The sequence below is a fragment of the Parahaliea mediterranea genome, from assembly GCF_017255185.1.
Lineage (GTDB): Bacteria > Pseudomonadota > Gammaproteobacteria > Pseudomonadales > Halieaceae > JAFKCZ01.
On sequence record NZ_JAFKCZ010000021.1, the window covers coordinates 22,957 to 42,577 of the forward strand.

Genomic DNA, 19,621 nt, shown 5'->3' on the forward strand with positions numbered 1-19,621 from the left:
GTCTCACGGCACTATCCCGTGTTCGCGCAGCACCTCGAGCAGGGTCGCCTCGTCGATGACCTCGATGTCCAGCTCGCGCGCCTTGCCCAACTTGGAGCCGGCTCCCGGCCCCGCAACCACGCGGGTGGTCTTCGACGACACGCTGCCCGCCACTTTGGCGCCCAGGGCCTGCAGGTGGGCCTTGGCCTCGCTGCGCCCCAGGGCTTCGAGGCTGCCGGTCACCACCCAGGTCTGCCCCGCCAGGGGCAACTCCTGCTGGGGAACCACCTCGATGTCGCGCCAGTGCACGCCGCGCTCGCGCAGCTGCCCGACCACCGCCATCAGGTCGGCGTTGTCGAAAAACTGCCGCAGGTGATCGGCCACCACCGGGCCGACATCGGCCACTTCCAGCAACTTGTCCTCGGGCGCCGCCGCCAGCGCTTCCCAGCTGCCGAAGTGATGAGCCAGGTTGCGGGCGGTGGCCTCCCCCACCTCGCGAATGCCCAGGGCGTAGATAAAGCGCTCCAGCGTGGTCTCCTTACTCTGTTCCAGTGCCGCCAGCAGGTTGTCGGCGGACTTCTCCCCCATGCGCTCCAGCCCCACCAGGTCGTCCCGGCCCAGGGCGTAGAGACCCGCGGCGTTGTCCACCAGCCCCCGGTCCACCAGCTGCTCGATCAGCTTGTCGCCCAGGCCGTCGACGTCCATCGCCTTGCGCGAGGCGAAATGGCGGATCGCCGCTTTCTGCTGCGCCGCGCAGACCAGGCCGCCCATGCAGCGCAGCACCGCCTCGTCGGGCTCTCGCTCCACGGCGGATCCGCACACCGGACAGCGCTCCGGAAACGCCACCTCGGCGGCGCCCTCGGGACGTCTATCGGCCACCACCGACACGACTTGAGGGATGACGTCCCCCGCCCGGCGTACCACCACCGTGTCTCCCACCCTCACCCCGAGGCGTTCGATCTCGTCGGCGTTGTGCAGCGTGGCATTGCTCACCGTCACGCCGCCGACAAACACCGGTTCCAAACGCGCCACCGGGGTGATCGCACCGGTGCGACCCACCTGGAATTCCACCGCCAGCAGGCGCGTCATTTCCTCCTGGGCGGGGAATTTGCGGGCGATGGCCCAGCGCGGGGCCCGCGACACGAAGCCGAGCTTTTTCTGCAGGGCGAGGTCGTTGACCTTGTAGACGATGCCGTCGATATCGTAGGGCAGACCGTCGCGCTTTTGCGCCAGCTCGCTGTAGTAGGTGTCACAGGCCTCCACCCCGTTCACGACCCGGGACTCCGGGTTGATGCGCAGCCCCCAGCCGTGCAGCAAATCGAGGATGTCCGAGTGACGCTCCGGCAGCGTGCCGCCCTCGAACAAGCCCACGCTGTAACAGCACATCTGCAAGGGGCGCTGGGCGGTCAGGCGGGCGTCGAGCTGGCGCAAGGTCCCCGCGGCGGCGTTGCGCGGGTTGACGAAGCCTTTGTCGCCGCGCTCGCGGGCGCGCGCGTTCAGGGTCTCGAAACCCTGTTTGGTCATGTAGATTTCGCCGCGCACCTCGAGCAGCGGCGGATAGCCGCTGCCCCGCAGTCGCAGGGGCACGGACTGCACCGTGCGCACATTGTGGGTGATATCCTCGCCGGTGGTGCCGTCTCCGCGGGTGGCGCCGCGTTCCAGCACGCCGTCGCGGTACAGCAGGCTCACCGCGATGCCGTCCAGCTTGGGCTCGCAGGCAAACTCCAGCGCGGTATCCGGCTCCAGTTTCAGGCGCTCCAGCACCCGGCGATTAAAGTCACGCAACTCCTCTTCGCTGAACGCATTGTCCAGCGACAGCATGGGCAACTCGTGCCGGACCTGGGAGAACTGGGATAGCGGCTCGGCGCCGACCCGCTGGCTGGGGGAATCGGCACGCAGTAGTTCGGGGTGCGCGGTTTCCAGCTCCACCAGCCGCCGCATGCTGCGGTCGTACTCGGCGTCGGGCACGCTGGGGTCGTCCAGCACATAGTACCGGTAGTTCCAGTCTTCCAGACGCTCGCGCAGGGAGGCGAGTTCCCCCTCGATCTTGCTTGCCTTGCTCACTGCGGGCGGGTCAGCGGGTCTTGGCCAGGAGGCGGCGCTCCAGGTCCCGAATCTGCTGGCGATTGTGCTCCAGGGTCTGGCGGGTAAGCACGCTGCGGGTTTCGTCCAACACGTCGCCACCGAGATTGCGCGCCACCGCCTGGGCGGTTTCGAGCATGTAGTCGAAGGCTTTCATCATGTCCTCGGGACCGGGCAGGGTCACGAAGAACACCAGGCCAGGCGTACTGAAATCGGCCATGTTGTCGATATCAAACACCCCGGGCTGCATCATGTTGGCCACGCTGAACTGGATCGGCCCGCGACCGGCCTCCTGCTCGTGGCGGTGGAAGAAGTTCATATCGCCGAACCGCAAGTCACAGGCCAGCAGGATGTGCAGGATGTCCTCGCCACGGAAGCCGGCTGGATCGCGCGCCACCACGTTGAGCATGAACGCTTCCGGCTCGACGTCGCGGGGCAACTGCGCGCTGACCCGTGAAGACGGGGCCTGCTTGGCTTTTTTCTGCTCCGCCTCCAGCGCGTCGAGCCAGTCGAGGTTTTCCGGCTCGTCGGCACTGCTCATGCCGGTAAACAGTTCGACGTCGTCCTCGGGAGGCTGCCCGGGGGCGGGCCGGGACCTGGCGGGCCCCTTGTCGCGGGACTGGACCGCCCGGGTATCCGATGGCTGCGTGGCCGCCGGTCGCGACGCATCCACTTGCGACGCCGCTGTCCGCGACCCGGCGTCACGGCCGCCGCGCGCCGGTACCGCGGACTCCTCGCGGGCCACTCGCACGCTCTCAATCTCCCCGCCCCGGGCCTCGAGGGGCCCGCCTTCGAGGGGCTCGCCTTCGAGGGGCTCGCCTTCACGGGACCCGCCATCGAGGGACTCGCCATCGAGAGAAGCGCCTTCGAGTGCCGCGTCAATGCGCTCCTCAATGGCCTCCTCATCGTCCTCCTCGCCGCGCTCCACCACGCGGGCGCCGCCGTTGGGCAGTTCGCGCAGCCAGGCCAGTTCCGCCTCGCGGCTGCGGCCCTCGGTTTCTCCCTCGGCCTCGCCCTTGCCGTTGTCCACCAGTTTCATGCGCACCGCCGAGCGGCGCTCCCGGTAGACCCGTCGCCAGGCATCGAGCAGCACCGCCAGGATCAGCAACGCCCCGATGATGACCATCCAGTCCCGAATCGTTAAATCCGCCATAGCACTTGCGCCCGCTGTCGCTCCACTCCCGCTTCAGGCCATCCACATGGCCTGCGCACACTGTTTTTAATGGCCTAGCTGGCAGCCAGTTCGGCCGCCTCTTCCACGTCCACCGTCACCAGCCGCGATACGCCCGGCTCGTGCATGGTGACGCCCATGAGCTGGTCCGCCAGCTCCATCGAAATCTTGTTGTGGGTGATGTAAATGAACTGCACCTTGTCCGACATTTCCTTCACCATGCGCGCGTAACGACCCACGTTGGCGTCGTCCAGCGGCGCGTCCACCTCGTCCAGCATGCAAAACGGCGCCGGGTTGAGCTGGAAGATGGAAAATACCAGCGCGATCGCGGTGAGCGCCTTCTCGCCGCCCGAAAGCAGGTGAATAGTGCTGTTTTTCTTGCCCGGGGGGCGCGCCATGATGGAAATACCGGTATCGAGCAGATCCTCGCCGGTCATTTCCAGATAGGCGCTGCCTCCGCCGAATACCCGCGGGAACAGCTCCTGCAAGCCGCTGTTGACCTTGTCGAAAGTCTCGCGGAAACGGTTGCGGGTCTCCTTGTCGATCTTGCGGATCGCCGACTCCAGGGTTTCCAGGGCGGTCTCCAGATCCTCGTTTTGTGCGTCCAGGTAGTTCTTGCGCTCGGACTGCAGGCTGTACTCGTCGATCGCCGCCAGGTTGATCGGCCCCAGCCGGGCGATGCGGTTGGCCACACGCTCCAGCGCGCGCTGCCAATCGGGCTCGTTGGCCTCTTCGGGCATGTCCCGCAGCACCTGCTCCAGGTCGTGTTCACCCTCGCTGAGCTGGCGCTGGACGTTTTCCCGCTGTACCTGCAGGCCCTGGTGCTTGAGCCGCAACTGCTCCAGCTCCCCGCGCACGCCCTGGGCGCGCTGCTCGATGGTCCCGCGCTGTTGCTCGGCCTGGCGCAATTCGTGCTCCACCTCGGACACCGCCTGGCGGGCGGCGGTCAGCTCGCCCTCCGCCTCGAGGCGAAGCTCCAGCTGGGCCTCCAGCTCCTGTTGCAGGGCATCCAGCGGGTTGTCGTTTTCCGAAAGGCTCCCCTGCAGCGTCTCCCGGCGCTCCTGCAACTGCGCCACCTGGCCCTGGGTGCGCTCGATGGTCTGGCGCATGGAGGCGACCTGGGTGTCCAGGGACTGGTGGCGCATGGCCGCCTGGTGCGCCGCGTCCTTGTCGTGCCGCGCCTTTTGCCGCGCGCCGTCGAGCGTGCCGCGGGTCTCGTCGCGGGTGGACAGCAAGGCCTCTCGCTCCCGCGAGTCGACCTCCATTCGCTCGATGGCCCCGGACAGGATCTGCCGCGCCTCGGCAATGCCCTCCTGCTCCTGGGCGAACTGGGCCCGGGCCTCCTCGATATCCGCCTCCAGGCGATCGCGGCGGGCGATCAACTGCTCCGCCTTGGCGCGATGGGCGGACAACTGGGCGCTGTAGTCCGCATGCTGACGCGTCGCCGCCTGCAACTCACGCTGCCGCGATTGGCGCTGCTCCTCCAGCTGCCTGCCCCGCTCCTTGGCGAGCTGCAACTCGCGCTCGAGCTGCTCGATGCGCTCCCGCTCGTGTTCGACCTCGACGGTGAGAGTCTCCAACTCCTGCTGGCGCTGGATCACGCTGCCCTGCTGCTCCTGGGAGCGGCTCACCCGCAACCAGTTGCCGCCGAGCCAGATGCCCTCCGGGGTAATGACCGATTCCCCGGGGGCGAGTTCCCCGCGCAGCGCCAGGGCGGCGCCCAGGTCCGCCGCGGTGCGCACACCGGCCAGCAGGTTGCTCGCCAGGCCCTGGTCGCGCACTTTGGCCGACAGGTACTGGTCGCCTTCGACGTGCCCCTGCCCAGCCTGCACCAGCGCCAACTGGCCGCGCTCGAGCGCGGCCAGGCTGTCGCCGAGCCCGGCGATATCGTCCACGCAAACCGCCTGCAGGTAGTCCCCGAGTACCGTTTCCACCGCCAGCTGCCAGCCGTCGTCGACCGTCAGTTGCTCCAGCAGGCGGGGCCGGCTGTCCAGGCCCGCCCCCTGCAGCCACTCGCCCACCGCCTGGTCGCTGTCTTCCAGGGCGGCCTGTTGCAGGGCCTCCAGGGAGGCCAGGCGGCCGCGCTTTTGCTGCAGGGAGGAGCGCAGCTCGTCCAGCTGCGAGGCCAGGCCGTCGGCCTGCTCGCGGCTGGCGCGCAAGTCCTCCGCCAGCACCTCGGCCTGCTGCTCGTGCTCGGCCATCACCATCTCGGTCTCGGCCAACTGCTCGCCCAGGGCTTCGATTTCCTCGTCGGCGGGGCCCGAGGCCAGGCCCTGGCGCTCCTGTTCCAGCTGGTCGAGACGCTTTTGCTGACGCTGCAGCGCCTGCTCCAGGTGCTGGATGCGCGACTGCTGCACCTCGGCCTGCTGGCGCGGCTCGGCCGCGTGCTGGTTGAATTCGTCCCAGCGCTGCTGCCACTCGTGCATGGCCTCCTCGGCGCTGACCAGGGCCTCGGCGGACCCCTCTTCCACCGCCTGCATCATCTCCAGGTCCGGCGCCAGCGATTCCAGCTCCCGCTCCCAGGTTTCGAGCTTGCGGCGGTCTTCTCCCAGGTGGGATTCGGACTCCTGCAGGCTGGCCAGGGTCTGCTGCAGGTCCTCCTGCAACTGGCGGCCACGCTCCTGCTGGTGCTTGATGGTCTGCTCGATGCGCGCCACCTCGGAACCGAGGGCGTAGTAGTGGGCCTGCACCTTGTTGAAGTGGTCGTTGCGGTCGGTATGCTCGACCCGGTGGCGCTCGATGGCGGTGTCCACCTGCTGATGCTCGGCGTGAACCGACTCCAGTTTTACCTCGAGCTCGCCGATGGCCTGGCTCGCGGCGCGCAGCTCGGTGTCCAGCTCGCGCCACTGCAAGGCTTGAAGTTGAGCCTTAAGTGTCCGCTCTTCCTCTTTGAATTCGCTGTATTTTTCCGCCGACTGAGCCTGGCGTTGCAGGTGTTGGAGCTGGCGTTCCAGCTCGTCCCGCAGGTCGGTCAGGCGCTCCAGGTTCTCCAGCGTGCGGCGCATCCGGTTCTCGGTTTCCCGGCGCCGCTCCTTGTACTTGGAGATCCCCGCGGCCTCCTCGATGAACACCCGCAGCTCCTCGGGCTTGGACTCGATCAGGCGCGAAATCATGCCCTGCTCGATGATGGCGTAGCTGCGCGGGCCGAGGCCGGTGCCGAGGAAGATGTCGGTGATGTCGCGACGCCGGCACTTGGTGCCGTTGAGGAAGTACTCGGACTGCCCCTCTCGCGACACCAGGCGCTTGATCGAGATTTCGGCGTAACTGGCGTACTCGCCACCGACCCCGCCGTCGCTGTTGTCGAACACCAGTTCGATGGAGGCCTGGCCGATGGGTTGGCGATTGACCGAGCCGTTGAAGATCACATCGGTCATGGATTCGCCGCGCAGGTTCTTGGCGGAACTCTCGCCCATCACCCAGCGCACGGCGTCGATGACGTTGGATTTTCCGCAGCCGTTGGGGCCGACCACTGCGCACATGTTACTGGGGAAGCTCACCGTGGTCGGGTCGACAAAGGACTTGAACCCGGCCAACTTGATAGACTTTAGTCTCATAGTTCCTTAAGTAACATCAGCACCTTGTTGTTTTTTATCAACTTATCCCAATGGGATGCGGATAAGTCTTCGCCCCCCGAACACTACATCTAGTGTATCCAACTTAGGGAGACAACACTATGCCTGCGGTGGAAAAAGGCGGCTGAGCGCGCCGCCAGCAGCGCGCCGCCAGCCACTCGCCGGCCGACGGCACCGCGGCGGCCCGCTAGCGGGGCGCGAGGGTGATCTCGAGGGGGTCGCCACCGCTGCCCGGCAGCACCGGGCCGGAGCGCCCCAGCCAACTGGCGTTGGCCTCGCCGGGCTGGCCGGAGGGCGACACCTGCACCACCACCACCACCTCGCCGCTGGCGGAGAGTTTCTGCCCGGCCATGGAGTTGCTGTCGTCCAGGCGCAGGGTCAGGGGCAACTGGGCCGCCCGCAGGCGCTGCACCGCGATCGGCATGCGACTGTCGCCCGCGGCGTTGCGGGCCAGCACGTAGACCGTGTCGTCCGGCGACAAATTCGCCCCCTCGGGCAGGGCCACGCGGACGGTGAGGCCGGCTTCCGGGCCCGCCTCCGCGACCGGCCCGGTCGGACCCGCTTCCGGCGACGGCGCGCCCTCGCCCAGGCGCTCCCTGGCCTGGGCAATGACCCCGGCGATCATGCGATCGCTGTCGGAGCCGGCCTGTTCGGTGGCGCGCAGGCGCTCCCAGTACTCGATGGCGGCCCGGTAGCGCTCCTGCTCGAAGGACACCATGCCCAGCAGGCCGAGGGCGGTGCGCTGGTGGGGGTTGATCGCCAGGGCCTGCTCCGCCAGGTGCTGGGATTCACTATCCAGCACCCGGCCCGCGGCCAGGTAGCGGGCCTGAGCGGCGTAGGCCAGGGCGTGGGCGTCGCCGGGCGCGGCCTCCGCCAGCGCGGTGTAGGTCGAGGCCGCCCGCGAATACTCCTCCTGCCCCATGTAGTAGCGCCCCAGCAGGGCCCGGTAGTGCAGATTGTCCGGGCGCTGGCTCGAGCGCCGCTCGATCGCGGACATCAGGGCGTAGACCTCGGTGGCGCCGGCGCTTTCATCCAGTTGCTGCAGCCGCTGGCTCAGCAACACGTCGGGGGCGGCACCGAGTTTGTGGTACAGCAAGCCCGCGCCCAGCGCCACCACCGGCAACAGGAGCCAGGCCGGAAAACGGCCGCTCGCCGGGGGCGGTTCCGGCGCGCCGGACGGCCCCGCCTGGCGGTCCTCCAGCAGCCGCAGCTGGGCGTCGCGCTCGAGGTCCTCGCCCGCCTCCCGCGCCAGCTCCCGCCGGCGCAGGCGATACCACTCCAGATTGGCGTGCTCCAGGTCGGCGTCGCTGCCGCGGCGGCGCGAGGGGAAGAGATAGAACAGCCCGCTCAGCAGGACGAGTCCCGCGCAGGCGAGAAGAAAAGTGATCAAGCGTCCGACTCCCGCTCCAGTAACTCCGCGAGTTGCTTGCGCTCCGCCTCGCTCAGTTGCTCGCCAGCGCCGCGGCGCGTCCGCAACACGACGACGGCGATAGCGACACCCACCAGCAACAGCAGCACCGGCGCCGCCCACAGAATGAGGGTGGGCCCGGCCATCTGCGGCCGATAGCGCACAAACTCACCGTAGCGCGCCACCATGTACTCCAGAATCTCCTCGTCGGAAGCGCCCGCCTCCAGCTGCTGGTACAGCTGCCGGCGCAGGTCCTGGGATATCGGCGCGTTGGAGTCGGCGATGTTCTGGTTCTGGCACTTGGGGCAGCGCAATTCCTGACTCAGCGCGTGATAGCGCGCCTCCAGTGCCGGCGAGCTGAACTCGTAGGTCTCGATCACCGCCGCCGCCCAGGCGCTGCACAGCAGCAGCGCCAGTGAGATGAGCGCCCTCACGGCCCGCCTCCCGGCGCCGCGCCCCACTCGGAGGCCGCCGCCGTACCGCCGACCTCGCGGTACAGCGGCGCCAGCGTGCGTGTCCACACCCGCTCGTCCACCACGCCCACGTGGCGGTAGCGGATCACGCCCTCGGCATCCACCAGGTAGGTCTCCGGCGCGCCGTACACGCCGAGGTCCACCCCCAGGTTGCCGGCGCCGTCGACGATATTGGCGCGATAGGGATCGCCCAGCTCCGCCAGCCAGCGGCGGGCGGCCTCGGGGTCATCCTTGTAATTGACGCCGATAATGCGCACACCGGCGTCGGCCAGTTTCTGCAGGTAGGGGTGCTCCACCCGGCAGGAAATACACCAGGTGGCCCACACGTTGACCAGCGAGACCTCGCCGCTGAACAGGTCGCGGTCGAGATCCTCGCCCCCGGCCAGCGACGGCAGCGAGAAGGCCGGAAAAGGCTTGTCGACCAGCGCCGAGGGCAGCTCCTGCGGGTCCAGCGATAGCCCCCGGAACAACAGCAGCGCCAGCGCCGCGAACAGGATCAGCGGCAGGAACAGTTTAAGCCGAGGCGCCATGGGCCACCTCCGCGCCATCGCTATCCGGGGCCAGCACGCGCTGGCGGCGGTAGCGCTTGTCCGCCACGGTGACAAAGCCGCCCACCGCGACCAGAATGGCGCCCAGCCACATCCAGCGCACCATGGGTTTGTAGTGCAGGCGAATGGCCCAGGCGCCGTTCTCGCCCACCGGCTCGCCCATGGCCACGTACAGGTCGCGGAACAGGCCTGCGTCGATCGCGGCCTCGGTCATGATCGAGCCCTGGGCCAGATAGCGGCGCTTCTGCGGCGCCAGCCGGGCGATTTCCTCGCCGTCGCGGGTAACGGTGAAACGCGCCTCGTCCGCCAGGTAGTTGGGGCCGCGCACGTTCGCCAGCTCGAGAAACTCAAAGCGGTACCCGGCCAGGGTCTGCGCATCGCCCGGGGACATTTTCAGGTCGCGCTCGATACTGTACTGACTGGTGCAGACCACGCCGACCACACAGGCGGCAAAACCGACATGGGCGACAAACATGCCCCAATAGCTGGCGGGTGTCCGCCGCAGGCCGCGCAGCAGGTCCGGCGCCGCGCGCAGGCGCCGCCAGGCGTCACGCAGCATGCCCAGCACCAGCCAGCCGGCGAGCACCAGCGCCAGGGCCACCCAGGCGTTGTAATCACCGCCCTGCAGCAGCGGCAGGGTCAGCCCGCACAACAGCGCGGCAATCGCCGGCAGCAGCAACTCCGCCTTCCAGCGGCTGGCGCTGTCGCGTTTCCAGCGCGCCACCGGCCCCAGGCCCATGACGGGGATGAGCAGCGCCATCAGCGGCACGAACACGGCGTTGAAATACGGCGGCCCCACCGAGTATTTGCCCTGCCCCATGGCGTCCATCAGCAGCGGAAACAGGGTGCCGAAGAGTACGGTGAGGGTGGCGACCAAAAACACCACGTTGTTGACCAGCAGCAGGGTCTCGCGGGACAGCCACTCGAAGCGCAGGCGGCTGTTCACCGCCGGCGCGCGCAGCGCGTACAGGGTCAGCGAACCGCCCACCACCAGGGCCAGGAAGACCAGCACGAACAGGCCCCGCTCCGGGTCGGTGGCGAAGGCATGCACCGAGGTCAGCACCCCGGAGCGCACCAGGAAGGTCCCCAGCAGGCTCAGCGAAAAGGTGAAAATCGCCAGCAGCACGGTCCAGCTCTTGAACAGGCCGCGCTTCTCGGTCACCGCCAGGGAGTGCAGCAGCGCGGTGCCCGCCAGCCAGGGCATGAAGGAGGCGTTTTCCACCGGGTCCCAGAACCACCAGCCGCCCCAGCCCAGTTCGTAGTAGGCCCACCAGCTGCCGAGCATGATGCCCAGGGTGAGGAAGGCCCAGGCGACGTTGGTCCAGGGCCGGGACCAGCGCGCCCAGGCCGCGTCCAGACGCCCGCCCAGCAGGGCGGCGATGGCGAAGGCGAAGGCGACGGAAAAGCCCACGTAGCCCATGTACAGCAGCGGCGGGTGGATGATCAGGCCCGGATCCTGCAGCAGCGGGTTGAGGTCCTGCCCGTCCACCGGCGTTCCCGGCAGCAGGCGGGCGAAGGGATTGGAGGTAAACAGGGAAAACGACAGGAAGCCCACCGCCACGAAGCCCATCACCGCCAACACCCGGGACAGCATCAGCAGCGGCAGTTGGCGGCTGAAGGTCGCTACCGCCGCGGTCCACAAGGCCAGGGTCAGCGCCCACAGCAACAGCGAGCCCTCATGATTGCCCCACACCGCGGAAAACTTGTAGTAGACGGGGAGCAGGCTATTGCTGTTGTTGGCCACCACCTCCACGGAGAAATCGTCCTGCAGGAAGGCGATGGTCAGGCAGGCGAAGCTGATGCCGGTGAACACCAACAGGCCCACGGCCAGCCCGGGGGCCAGGGCCATGGCCGCGGTATTGCGACGCCAGGCGCCCCACAGCGGCACCACGCTCAGCAGCACCGCCAGGCACAGCCCGACAATCAGCGCAAAGTGGCCAAACTCCGGAATCATTCGCCCTGCCCCTTCATGCCCTTGGCTTTCGAGGCCTCCAGCGCCTCGGCTACTTCCGGCGGCATGTAATTTTCGTCGTGCTTGGCCAGGACCTCGGTGGCACGCAGCACACCCTGCTCGTCCAGCACCCCGGACGCCACCGCGCCCTGCCCCTCGTCGAACAGGTCGGGGAGAATCCCCTCGTACACCACCGGCACGGTGGCCTGGTAGTCGGTGACCTCGAAGCGCACCGCGAGGCTGTCGGCGCTGCGCTGCACACTGCCCTCGACCACCATGCCCCCCACGCGGATGGGCTGGCCCAGCGGCGCCTTGCCCGCGGCCACCTCGGCGGGAGGGAAGAACAGATTGATGTTGCCGCGCAGGGCGTAGGCCATCAGGCCCACGGCGGCGCTGGAAAACAGCACCACGCAGAGCACGATAATCAGTCGCTGTTTACGTACCGGATGCATTGCCTACCTCGTTGGCGCCGCCGCCGCGGCCCGCATTGCGTTTGAAATTGCCGGCGAGCTCCCGCCGCAGGCGCCGCGCGCGTCGCGCGGGGGCGGTGAGCATGGCGGCGAGCACCGCCAGCGTGATGACATAGGCCGCCCACACAAAGGGGCCGTGCCCCTCCATCGCCAGCGCGGCGTGCACACTGTCGAAGTACATCAGGCCCCCACCAGCTTGCGCACCCAGTTGGTCCGCGCCTCGCGGCGCAATATCTCGACGCGCATGTTCAACAGCAGGCAGCAGGTGAACAGGGCGTAGAAACTGGCGATCATCAACATCAGGGGGTACAGCATGCTCGGATCGATGGTGGAACCGCCGGTGAACTTAATCGAGGCGGGCTGGTGCAGACTGTACCACCAGTCCACCGACTTGTAGATGATGGGTATGTTCACCGTGCCCACCAGGCTCAGCACGGCGCAGGCCTTGGCCGCCGCCGCCTTGTTGTCGTAGGCCTCGTAGAGGGCGATCACCCCCAGGTAAAGGAACAGCAGGATCAACATGGAGGTGATGCGCGCGTCCCATACCCACCAGGTGCCCCAGGTCGGCTTGCCCCAGATGGCGCCGGTGACCAGGGCGATAAAAGTCAGCGCGGCGCCCACCGGCGCACAGGCCTTCATCGCCACGTCGGCCATTTTCATTTTCCAGATCAGGCTGACCGCCCCCGCCAGGGCCATCACGTAGTAGCCGGCCAGGGCCACCACCGCCGCGGGCACGTGGATGTAGATGATGCGGTAGCTGTTGCCCTGGCGGAAGTCCGGCGGCGTGAACAGCAAGCCCCAGGACGCGCCCGCAATCAACGCCAGCAGGGTTAGCGGCAACAACCAGCGCAGGATGCTGCCGGCGATGCCGTACAGCCAGGGGGGAGAACCCAATTTATGAAAGAAAGACCACATAGCGGCGGCAATTATACTCCGACGGGTTGGACCGACAACCGAAGGGCGATCGGCGGTGAAAACTGCGCCTCAGGCATCGACGCTGATCCGCAGGGCGGCACCGATGGCGAGCGGCGCCAGGGCCAGCGCCAGGCACAGCATGGCGCCCAGTATCGCCAGGTGCGCGCCGGCCGGCGCGCCGATCACCGCCGCCTGCACCGCGGCGCTGCCAAAAATCAGCACCGGCATATAGAACGGCAGGATCAACAGCGCGACCAGCATGCCGCCGCGCCGCAAGCCCACGGTGAGCGCGGCGCCGATGCCACCCACCAGGCTGAGCACGCCACTGCCCAGCAGCAGGCTGCACACCAGCGTGGGGATGGCCCCCGGGGCCAGGTTCAGCATCAGCGCGAACAGCGGCGACAGCAGGGCCAGCAGGGCCCCGGTCACCAGCCACTGGGACAGTACATAGGCCAGCACCGAGGTATATAGAGGCTGGGGCGAGAGCAGCAGCTGTTCCAGGCTGCCGTCGTCGAAGTCGCCGCGGAACAGGTTGTCGGCGGTGAGCAGATTGGCCAGCAGGGCGACAATCCACAGGATACCCGGGGCGAAGGTGGCCAGGGTGCCCGGCGCCGGACCCAGGCCGAGGGGAAACAGGGCCACCACCATGGCGAAGAACAGCAGCGGGTTGCCGATATCCACCGGCCGGCGCAGGGCCAGCACCAACTGCCGGCGCAGCAGCCGGGCGCAAAAAGCCAGGGTGCCGGGCGCCTCCGGGAAAATCGCGACCGGGGCGCTCATGGGCACAACCCTTCGAGCAGGTTCAGGCGATGCAGGGTATAGCTCACGGCCAGCGGCTGATGGGAGGTCAACACCACCGCGTTACCCGCCTCCACGTGGCGCACCATCAGGGCCTCGAGCTCCACCACCCCGTCGCGATCGATGGCGGTGAAGGGTTCGTCCAGCAGCCACAGCGGAGCCCGGGACAGGTACAGACGCGCCAGGTTGACGCGGCGGTGCTGCCCCGCCGAGAGGGCGTGACTGGGCACATCCTCGTAGCCGTGGAGCCCCACCCGGTCGAGGGCATCCTCGATGGCCGCGTCGTCATAGGCGCCCTCCCCGGCGATGTGCCAGGCCAGGTTTTCCCGGGGGGTGAGCAGGCCCTTGACCGCGCTCTGGTGGCCCAGGAAGAGCAGTGGCGCCCGGTGCGTAACGGCGCCGGCGTAACCGTAGCGCGACAGGCCGGCGAGGATGCGCAGCAGGCTGGTCTTGCCGGCGCCGTTGGCGCCCTCGACCTGCACCAGCTGGCCGCGGCGCACACTGAACGACAGGCCCTCGAACAGGACCCGCCCGCCGCGCTCGAGACCCAGGGCCTCGGCTTCCAGCAGGGCGCCGTCGGGAGCGGGCGCCGGCACTAGAGGTTGACGACCCGGATGCCCGGCAGGTGCAGGTCTCGATCGACCTCGGCGCGCAGGTTGCTAAAGTCAAACAGCCCGGTGTCCGCCAGCTGCGAGGGCGCCACGTTCTTGATCGCGCGAAAGATGGTCTCGGTGCGCCCCGGGTACTGCCGCTCCCAGTCGGCGAGCATCTGCTTGACCTGCTGGCGCTGCAGGTTCTCCTGGGAACCGCAGAGGTTGCAGGGGATGATGGGGAAGGCATGGTAGTCGGCGAAGGCCGCCAGGTCCTTTTCCTTGCAATAGGCCAGGGGGCGGATCACCACGTTGTTGCCGTCGTCGCTGAGCAGCTTGGGCGGCATGGCCTTGAGGCTGCCCTGGAAGAACATGTTCAGGAACAGGGTCTCGACGATGTCGTCCCGGTGGTGGCCCAGGGCGATCTTGGTGGCGCCGATATCCCGGGCGAAGCCGTAGAGGCTGCCCCGGCGCAGCCGCGAGCACAGGCCGCAGGTGGTCTTGCCCTCGGGCACCACCTCGCGCACGATGCTGTAGGTGTCCTTCTCGAGGATATAGTAGGGAATGTCGAGCTGCTCGAGGTAGTTGGGCAGTACCTCCTCGGGGAAGCCGGGCTGCTTCTGGTCCAGGTTCACCGCCACCAGCTCGAAGTCCACCGGCGCGCTCTGGCGCAGGTTCATCAGCACCTCGAGCATGCCGTAGGAGTCCTTGCCGCCGGACAGGCACACCATTACCCGGTCGCCGTGCTCGATCATGTTGTAATCGGCGATCGCGTTGCCCACGTTGCGGCGCAGGCGTTTTTGCAGCTTGTTGAACTCGGTTTTTTCCTTGCGGGACAGCTCGCGCATGGTGGCCTGTGTCATGTCATTGATTCGCGGCGCATTTTACAGGGGCCTGCTTGTTTTTTCATCCATTTCCCCGGACAATGTGCGGCCCGATTTCGCCACCCACCTGATTGAGGACACCCCATGAAAGCACCTGTACGAGTGACTGTCACCGGCGCCGCGGGCCAGATCGGCTACGCGCTGCTGTTCCGTATCGCCTCCGGCGCCATGCTCGGCGACGACCAGCCCGTGATCCTGCAGCTGCTGGACATCACCCCCGCCATGGAAGCCCTCGAGGGTGTGCGCATGGAACTGGACGACTGCGCCTTCCCGCTGCTGGCCGGCATCACCTGCTCCGACGACCCGAACGTGGCCTTCAAGGACACCGACTACGCCCTGCTGGTCGGCGCCCGCCCCCGCGGCCCCGGCATGGAGCGCAAGGACCTGCTGGAAGCCAACGCCGCCATCTTCTCGGTGCAGGGCAAGGCCATCAACGACAACGCCAGCAAGAACATCAAGGTGCTGGTAGTGGGCAACCCGGCCAACACCAACGCGCTGATCACCCAGCGCAACGCGCCGGACATCGACCCGCGCAATTTCACCGCCATGACCCGGCTGGACCACAACCGCGCCATGACCCAGATTGCCCAGAAAACCGGCAAGACCGTCAACGACGTCAAGCACATGACCATCTGGGGCAACCACTCCGCCACCCAGTACCCCGACCTGTTCAACGCCGAGGTCGATGGCAAGAAGGCCATCGAGCTGGTGGACCAGGCCTGGTACGAGAGTGACTTCATCCCCACCGTGCAGCAGCGCGGCGCGGCCATCATCAAGGCCCGGGGCGCCTCTTCTGCGGCCTCCGCCGCCAATGCCGCCATCGACCACATGCGCAGCTGGGCGCTGGGCACCGAGGGCGACGACTGGGTCTCCATGGGCGTGTACTCCGACGGTTCCTACGGCATCGCCGAGGGCCTGATCTACTCCTTTCCCTGCCGCTGCAACAACGGCGACTGGGAAATCGTCCAGGGTGTCGAGGTCGGCGAGTTCAGCCAGGCCAAGATGAAGGCCACCGAGGAAGAGCTGGCCGGAGAGCGCGACGCGGTCCAGCACCTGCTGCCGTAAGCCAGCAGCCATGACCGAGGGCGCGGAACAACGCGGCTATCACCACGGCAACCTGCGGGCCGAACTGCTCGACACCGCCGTGGCGCAGCTGCGCGAACAGGGCGCGGAGGCACTGAGCCTGCGCGCCCTGGCCCGCGCCGTCGGCGTGTCCCAGACCGCCCCCTACCGCCACTTCGCCGACAAGGGCGAGCTGTTCGCGGCGATGGCGGCGCGGGGCTACCGCGGCCTGCTCACCGCGCTGAAACAGGCGGGCGAGGCCGCCGGCGACGGTCCCGAGGCGCGACTCATCGCCTTCGCCCACGCCTATGTGGCCTACGCCGCCGACAACCCGCAACTGTTCAAGCTGATGTTCGGCCCGGCCACCCAGCCCGCCGGGCAGTACCCCGAGCTGCGCGAGGCCAGCCGCGCCACCTTCGCGCTGGTGCAGACCATCCTGCGGCACGGCATGGAACGCGGCATTTTCAAGGACCAGGACCTGGCCTACCTGGCCAACGCCGGCTGGGCCGGCATCCACGGCCTGGCCACCCTGCGGGTGGACAATCCCGATTTGTTCGAGCGCCACATCGACCTGCAGCGCCAGGTGGAGTTGAGCGTGAATACCTTTATCGCCGGCATCCGGCGCGAGCCGCCTACAGACTGACCACTCGCGCCGTCACGGCCTGCGGCGGCGTCACCAGCAACAGGTAGCGCCAGTACACCAGCCCCGACACCCGCCCTTCCGTGGCCAGCCAATTGGCATGGCCGGGATCCTCGTGGGCGACATACAGCCGGAAACTGCCGTCGTCTTCGTACTGCAACTGGTTGCGGTTGAAGGACACCTGGCGGCGGGTGTAATCGAAGGTCTGCATGAAGCGGTTCCACAGCACCACGTTGGCGAAGCGGCAGTCCGGAAAGCGGCCGCGGATCTCCAGGGCCTCCCCGGGGCGCAGCACATAGGGCGCCATGGCGTACCAGGCGCTGAGGTTGCCGTAGCCCGATTCGCTGCGCCACTGCCCGGGGGCGGCAAAGCGGTTGGGCGTGGTGGACACCCAGGGAATATCCGGCCGGCTGGCCGGGTCCGGCACCGCCAGGGCCAGATGCTCGCGGACGAAATTCGCCACCCGCCCCAGGCGGCTGGCGATACCCGCGTCACCGCCCCACGGCGCAAGCGGCGGCGGATCGACGGCCTCGATGTCGAGCTCCTGCCCCGCATGCGGGTCCGCCGCGATACAGGCGGGCGTTTCGTAGTAGTGGCGGGTGGTGACCTGCCCCGCCTCCGGCGCCAGCGGCATCCAGTTGCCGGTGGCGGGCCTGTCGCCTCCCAGCAGGATCTCGAAACTGCCGTCCGCGGCCACCTCCAGCCGACTGTCGTCCAGCTCAGCCACCGAGGCGGTGGCGGCACCGCCCTCCCCGCTGCCGGCCTCCACGGTGAAGGAGGTAAAAGTGGCGCCCCCCAGCCGGCCGCGAATGCGGTAGCGCCGGTCGCCGCGAATCGGGGCGAAATAGTACAGGGCGTCGGGATTGTCCCCCAGCAGCTTGCGCTGGGGGGTCACATAGGGGGTGAAGCGTGGCCGCGCCGGGTCGGCCTCCAGGAAAAACTGCAACCCGGTATGCAGCAGGTGGGCCAGCATGCGCTCGCCCTCGGCGATATCCGCCGGGCGCGAAATGCCGTAGCGCGGAGTGAGATACGTATCCTGCAGCTCGCGCAGGGTATCCAGCAGGCCGAGCATGGCGTCGCGGCTCGCGACCCCCGTGCCTTCCCCGGAACCGGACGGCTCCCCCGCCAGGCTCGCGGCGCCCGGCAGCAAGCCCAGCGAACCCAGGGCGCCCGCACCGCGCACAAAATCGCGTCGATCCATTCTCGCCGCCTCCCTTATTGTTGTCGGCGGCCATCAGTCTGGCGGATTCGCGCGTCGGGCGCCTCCTACGGTGTCGCGATAATTGAACCAAAACCCGCCGCGGAGCCCGATCCGGACCACGCCACGCGACGGCATGGACGCTGTCGCCGGATCACACGGCGCATTTCCCGCCGCCGCCCATCGCCATCTGGGGCACGAACCTGTCCGAGTCGCCGCGGTAGGGCTCAAGATGCCTCAGGTGGCGCAGGGTCGAACTCACGATGGCGCCGATCCATTCCGGCATTGCGGGGTTCTTGCGGTAATAGGTCCACCGGGCGTCTCGCCGGTCCGCCAGGATACCCGCCTGCTTCAGGGCGGACAGGGCTTTGGACACGGTCGGCTGGGATATACCCAGCGTGTCGACGAGTTCGCACACGCAGATCTCGTCGTACCGCAGTACCAGATTGAGGCAGCGCAAGCGCGTCTCGTTCGCCAACACCGAAAATACCTGATGAGCATCCATTGCCCTGTGTCTCCACCAATGCCTTCGCGCATTCTACACGCTTCGATCCACCCCCGTGCGACCGGCGTCTCAACGCGACTTTGACGGGGGCCGATCCAATGGCGGCTTACATATATTCCAATATAGGAATACAATAGCCGGAAGTGAATCCAGTCCCCGCGCAAAACGGGAATGCCGCCCCATGAAAATTCTCTTTGTCTGTACCCACAACCGCTGCCGCAGCATTTTGTGCGAAGCCATTGCCAATCATTTCAGTGCCGGTATTCTCGACGCCAGGAGCGCCGGCAGCCAGCCCGCCGGCGCCGTTCATCCACTGACCCTGAGCCACCTGCAACAGGCCGGCATCGCCGTCGACGGGCTGGCCAGCCAGTCCTGGGACGAGCTGGCCGCATTTGAAGCGGAAGTCGTGATCACGGTGTGCAACAATGCCGCGGGCGAGGCCTGCCCGGCCTGGCTTGGCCCGGCGCTGAAGAGCCACTGGGATCTCGCCGATCCAACGGCCCTCGACGCTTCGCGGGAAGACATTGACGAGGCCTTTCGCACGACCATTGAATTGATCACCGCGCGCATCCATGAATTGAAACGGATAGCCACGCTACCGCGAGATCACTGGCCCGAAGCGCTGAACACACTGGAAGACTGACATGCCACTGTCCGACACAAGCCTGCCCAATATCGACCGCGAACACTTCCGGGTTCCCGACACCCGTCACATGGCGCGGATTCACTCCACCCACAAACCGCGCATTCTCCTGCTGTACGGTTCTCTGCGCCAGCGCTCCTTCAGCCGCCTGGTGTGCGAGGAGAGCGCGCGCCTGCTGATGGCGATGGGCGCCGAGGTCCGCATGTTCGACCCACGCGGCCTGCCGCTGCCGGACAGCGAGGAGGACTCGCACCCCAAGGTGCAGGAACTGCGGAATTTGGTGAGCTGGTCCGAGGGCCAGGTGTGGTGCTCCCCCGAGCGCCACGGCAGCATGACGGGCATTATGAAGGCCCAGATCGACTGGATCCCCCTGTCCATTGGCGCGACGCGCCCCACCCAGGGCAAGACCCTGGCGGTGATGCAGGTTTGCGGTGGCTCGCAGTCCTTCAACGCGGTCAACCAGATGCGCGTGCTCGGGCGCTGGATGCGCATGCTGACCATCCCCAACCAATCCTCCGTCGCCAAGGCCTTCAATGAATTCGACGAGGCCGGCCGCATGCGCCCCTCGGGCTACTACAACCGCATTGTCGACGTGCTGGAGGAGCTGATGAAATTCACCCTGCTGACCCGCGACAACAGCGACTACCTGGTCGAGCGCTACTCCGAGCGCGTCGAAAGCGCCGAGGCGCTCATGCGGCGGGTCAACCAGGATAAAATCTAGGGTACATACAC

Annotated in this window: 19 protein-coding genes; 4 read left to right on the top strand and 15 right to left on the bottom strand. The window is 67.5% G+C overall.

Translation table 11 applies throughout. From position 1 onward, the window contains the following. Nucleotides 1–3: 3 nt before the first annotated feature. From ligA to ttcA, 13 genes are all read right to left on the bottom strand, one after another. Nucleotides 4–2,043 (bottom strand): NAD-dependent DNA ligase LigA, encoded by a 2,040-nt coding sequence (gene ligA / locus JYP50_RS20400; protein ID WP_206562418.1) that lies wholly within the window; start codon nucleotides 2,041–2,043, stop codon nucleotides 4–6. Nucleotides 2,044–2,053: 10 nt separating this feature from the next. Continuing rightward, complete coding sequence (gene zipA / locus JYP50_RS20405; protein ID WP_241263385.1) at nucleotides 2,054–3,214, bottom strand: cell division protein ZipA; 1,161 nt, start codon at nucleotides 3,212–3,214, stop codon at nucleotides 2,054–2,056. 74 nt (nucleotides 3,215–3,288) lie between these two features. Continuing rightward, on the bottom strand, nucleotides 3,289–6,786 hold the full coding sequence (smc, locus tag JYP50_RS20410) for a chromosome segregation protein SMC (protein WP_206562419.1): 3,498 nt from the start codon (nucleotides 6,784–6,786) through the stop codon (nucleotides 3,289–3,291). Nucleotides 6,787–6,991: 205 nt separating this feature from the next. After that, on the bottom strand, nucleotides 6,992–8,194 hold the full coding sequence (gene ccmI, locus JYP50_RS20415) for a c-type cytochrome biogenesis protein CcmI (RefSeq protein WP_206562420.1): 1,203 nt from the start codon (nucleotides 8,192–8,194) through the stop codon (nucleotides 6,992–6,994). Then, nucleotides 8,191–8,646 (bottom strand): cytochrome c-type biogenesis protein, encoded by a 456-nt coding sequence (locus JYP50_RS20420; RefSeq protein ID WP_347136883.1) that lies wholly within the window; start codon nucleotides 8,644–8,646, stop codon nucleotides 8,191–8,193. The genes ccmI and JYP50_RS20420 overlap by 4 nt, the downstream gene beginning before the upstream one ends. After that, nucleotides 8,643–9,215 (bottom strand): DsbE family thiol:disulfide interchange protein, encoded by a 573-nt coding sequence (locus JYP50_RS20425; RefSeq protein ID WP_206562421.1) that lies wholly within the window; start codon nucleotides 9,213–9,215, stop codon nucleotides 8,643–8,645. Before JYP50_RS20425 ends, JYP50_RS20420 begins: the two co-directional genes overlap by 4 nt. After that, the gene (locus JYP50_RS20430; protein WP_206562422.1) at nucleotides 9,199–11,187 is read right to left on the bottom strand and encodes a heme lyase CcmF/NrfE family subunit; all 1,989 of its coding nucleotides are present in this window, start codon (nucleotides 11,185–11,187) and stop codon (nucleotides 9,199–9,201) included. The genes JYP50_RS20425 and JYP50_RS20430 overlap by 17 nt, the downstream gene beginning before the upstream one ends. Then, nucleotides 11,184–11,636, bottom strand: a complete 453-nt coding sequence (gene ccmE, locus JYP50_RS20435; RefSeq protein ID WP_206562423.1) for a cytochrome c maturation protein CcmE — start codon at nucleotides 11,634–11,636, stop codon at nucleotides 11,184–11,186. The genes JYP50_RS20430 and ccmE overlap by 4 nt, the downstream gene beginning before the upstream one ends. After that, nucleotides 11,620–11,835 (bottom strand): heme exporter protein CcmD, encoded by a 216-nt coding sequence (gene ccmD / locus JYP50_RS20440; RefSeq protein ID WP_206562424.1) that lies wholly within the window; start codon nucleotides 11,833–11,835, stop codon nucleotides 11,620–11,622. Before ccmD ends, ccmE begins: the two co-directional genes overlap by 17 nt. Then, nucleotides 11,835–12,569 (bottom strand): heme ABC transporter permease, encoded by a 735-nt coding sequence (locus tag JYP50_RS20445; protein ID WP_206562425.1) that lies wholly within the window; start codon nucleotides 12,567–12,569, stop codon nucleotides 11,835–11,837. Before JYP50_RS20445 ends, ccmD begins: the two co-directional genes overlap by 1 nt. Before the next feature lie 69 nt (nucleotides 12,570–12,638). Beyond that, complete coding sequence (ccmB, locus tag JYP50_RS20450) at nucleotides 12,639–13,349, bottom strand: heme exporter protein CcmB (RefSeq protein WP_431311309.1); 711 nt, start codon at nucleotides 13,347–13,349, stop codon at nucleotides 12,639–12,641. Further along, nucleotides 13,346–13,963 (bottom strand): cytochrome c biogenesis heme-transporting ATPase CcmA, encoded by a 618-nt coding sequence (gene ccmA / locus JYP50_RS20455; protein ID WP_347136884.1) that lies wholly within the window; start codon nucleotides 13,961–13,963, stop codon nucleotides 13,346–13,348. Before ccmA ends, ccmB begins: the two co-directional genes overlap by 4 nt. Then, nucleotides 13,963–14,805, bottom strand: coding sequence for a tRNA 2-thiocytidine(32) synthetase TtcA (gene ttcA, locus JYP50_RS20460; RefSeq protein WP_206562454.1), 843 nt, complete (start codon nucleotides 14,803–14,805; stop codon nucleotides 13,963–13,965). Before ttcA ends, ccmA begins: the two co-directional genes overlap by 1 nt. A gap of 120 nt (nucleotides 14,806–14,925) precedes the next feature. On the opposite strand from ttcA, the gene JYP50_RS20465 reads away from it, so the two are divergent. Together JYP50_RS20465 and JYP50_RS20470 are read left to right on the top strand one after the other, a co-directional pair. Next, nucleotides 14,926–15,906: a malate dehydrogenase gene (locus JYP50_RS20465; protein WP_206562426.1), complete on the top strand. Its 981-nt coding sequence runs from the start codon at nucleotides 14,926–14,928 to the stop codon at nucleotides 15,904–15,906. Between the two features lie 10 nt (nucleotides 15,907–15,916). Then, nucleotides 15,917–16,546: a TetR/AcrR family transcriptional regulator gene (locus tag JYP50_RS20470; protein WP_206562427.1), complete on the top strand. Its 630-nt coding sequence runs from the start codon at nucleotides 15,917–15,919 to the stop codon at nucleotides 16,544–16,546. On the opposite strand, the gene JYP50_RS20475 is transcribed toward JYP50_RS20470, so the two are convergent. Further along, entirely contained in the window at nucleotides 16,536–17,744 is a 1,209-nt protein-coding gene (locus tag JYP50_RS20475; RefSeq protein WP_206562428.1) for a DUF1214 domain-containing protein, read from the bottom strand. The genes JYP50_RS20470 and JYP50_RS20475 overlap by 11 nt on opposite strands. 151 nt (nucleotides 17,745–17,895) lie before the next feature. Continuing rightward, nucleotides 17,896–18,246 (bottom strand): ArsR/SmtB family transcription factor, encoded by a 351-nt coding sequence (locus tag JYP50_RS20480; RefSeq protein ID WP_206562429.1) that lies wholly within the window; start codon nucleotides 18,244–18,246, stop codon nucleotides 17,896–17,898. Between the two features lie 181 nt (nucleotides 18,247–18,427). Between JYP50_RS20480 and JYP50_RS20485 the strand changes: the two genes are divergently transcribed. Together JYP50_RS20485 and arsH are read left to right on the top strand one after the other, a co-directional pair. After that, on the top strand, nucleotides 18,428–18,889 hold the full coding sequence (locus JYP50_RS20485; protein ID WP_206562430.1) for an arsenate reductase ArsC: 462 nt from the start codon (nucleotides 18,428–18,430) through the stop codon (nucleotides 18,887–18,889). A 1-nt stretch (nucleotide 18,890) separates the two neighbouring features. Continuing rightward, a complete protein-coding gene (arsH, locus tag JYP50_RS20490) occupies nucleotides 18,891–19,610 on the top strand; it encodes an arsenical resistance protein ArsH (RefSeq protein ID WP_206562431.1) in 720 nt (239 codons plus the stop codon). The last annotated feature ends 11 nt before the right edge of the window (nucleotides 19,611–19,621 follow it).

Coding starts and splice junctions, on each gene's coding strand:
- JYP50_RS20430 (WP_206562422.1), bottom strand. CDS start 11,187: ATGATTCCGGAGTTTGGCCACTTTGCGCTGATTGTCGGGCTGTGCCTG.
- JYP50_RS20475 (WP_206562428.1), bottom strand. CDS start 17,744: ATGGATCGACGCGATTTTGTGCGCGGTGCGGGCGCCCTGGGTTCGCTG.
- arsH (WP_206562431.1), top strand. CDS start 18,891: ATGCCACTGTCCGACACAAGCCTGCCCAATATCGACCGCGAACACTTC.
- smc (WP_206562419.1), bottom strand. CDS start 6,786: ATGAGACTAAAGTCTATCAAGTTGGCCGGGTTCAAGTCCTTTGTCGAC.
- JYP50_RS20465 (WP_206562426.1), top strand. CDS start 14,926: ATGAAAGCACCTGTACGAGTGACTGTCACCGGCGCCGCGGGCCAGATC.
- JYP50_RS20480 (WP_206562429.1), bottom strand. CDS start 18,246: ATGGATGCTCATCAGGTATTTTCGGTGTTGGCGAACGAGACGCGCTTG.
- ccmB (WP_431311309.1), bottom strand. CDS start 13,349: ATGAGCGCCCCGGTCGCGATTTTCCCGGAGGCGCCCGGCACCCTGGCT.
- JYP50_RS20445 (WP_206562425.1), bottom strand. CDS start 12,569: ATGTGGTCTTTCTTTCATAAATTGGGTTCTCCCCCCTGGCTGTACGGC.
- ccmD (WP_206562424.1), bottom strand. CDS start 11,835: ATGTACTTCGACAGTGTGCACGCCGCGCTGGCGATGGAGGGGCACGGC.
- JYP50_RS20425 (WP_206562421.1), bottom strand. CDS start 9,215: ATGGCGCCTCGGCTTAAACTGTTCCTGCCGCTGATCCTGTTCGCGGCG.
- ttcA (WP_206562454.1), bottom strand. CDS start 14,805: ATGCGCGAGCTGTCCCGCAAGGAAAAAACCGAGTTCAACAAGCTGCAA.
- zipA (WP_241263385.1), bottom strand. CDS start 3,214: ATGGCGGATTTAACGATTCGGGACTGGATGGTCATCATCGGGGCGTTG.
- ccmE (WP_206562423.1), bottom strand. CDS start 11,636: ATGCATCCGGTACGTAAACAGCGACTGATTATCGTGCTCTGCGTGGTG.
- JYP50_RS20470 (WP_206562427.1), top strand. CDS start 15,917: ATGACCGAGGGCGCGGAACAACGCGGCTATCACCACGGCAACCTGCGG.
- JYP50_RS20485 (WP_206562430.1), top strand. CDS start 18,428: ATGAAAATTCTCTTTGTCTGTACCCACAACCGCTGCCGCAGCATTTTG.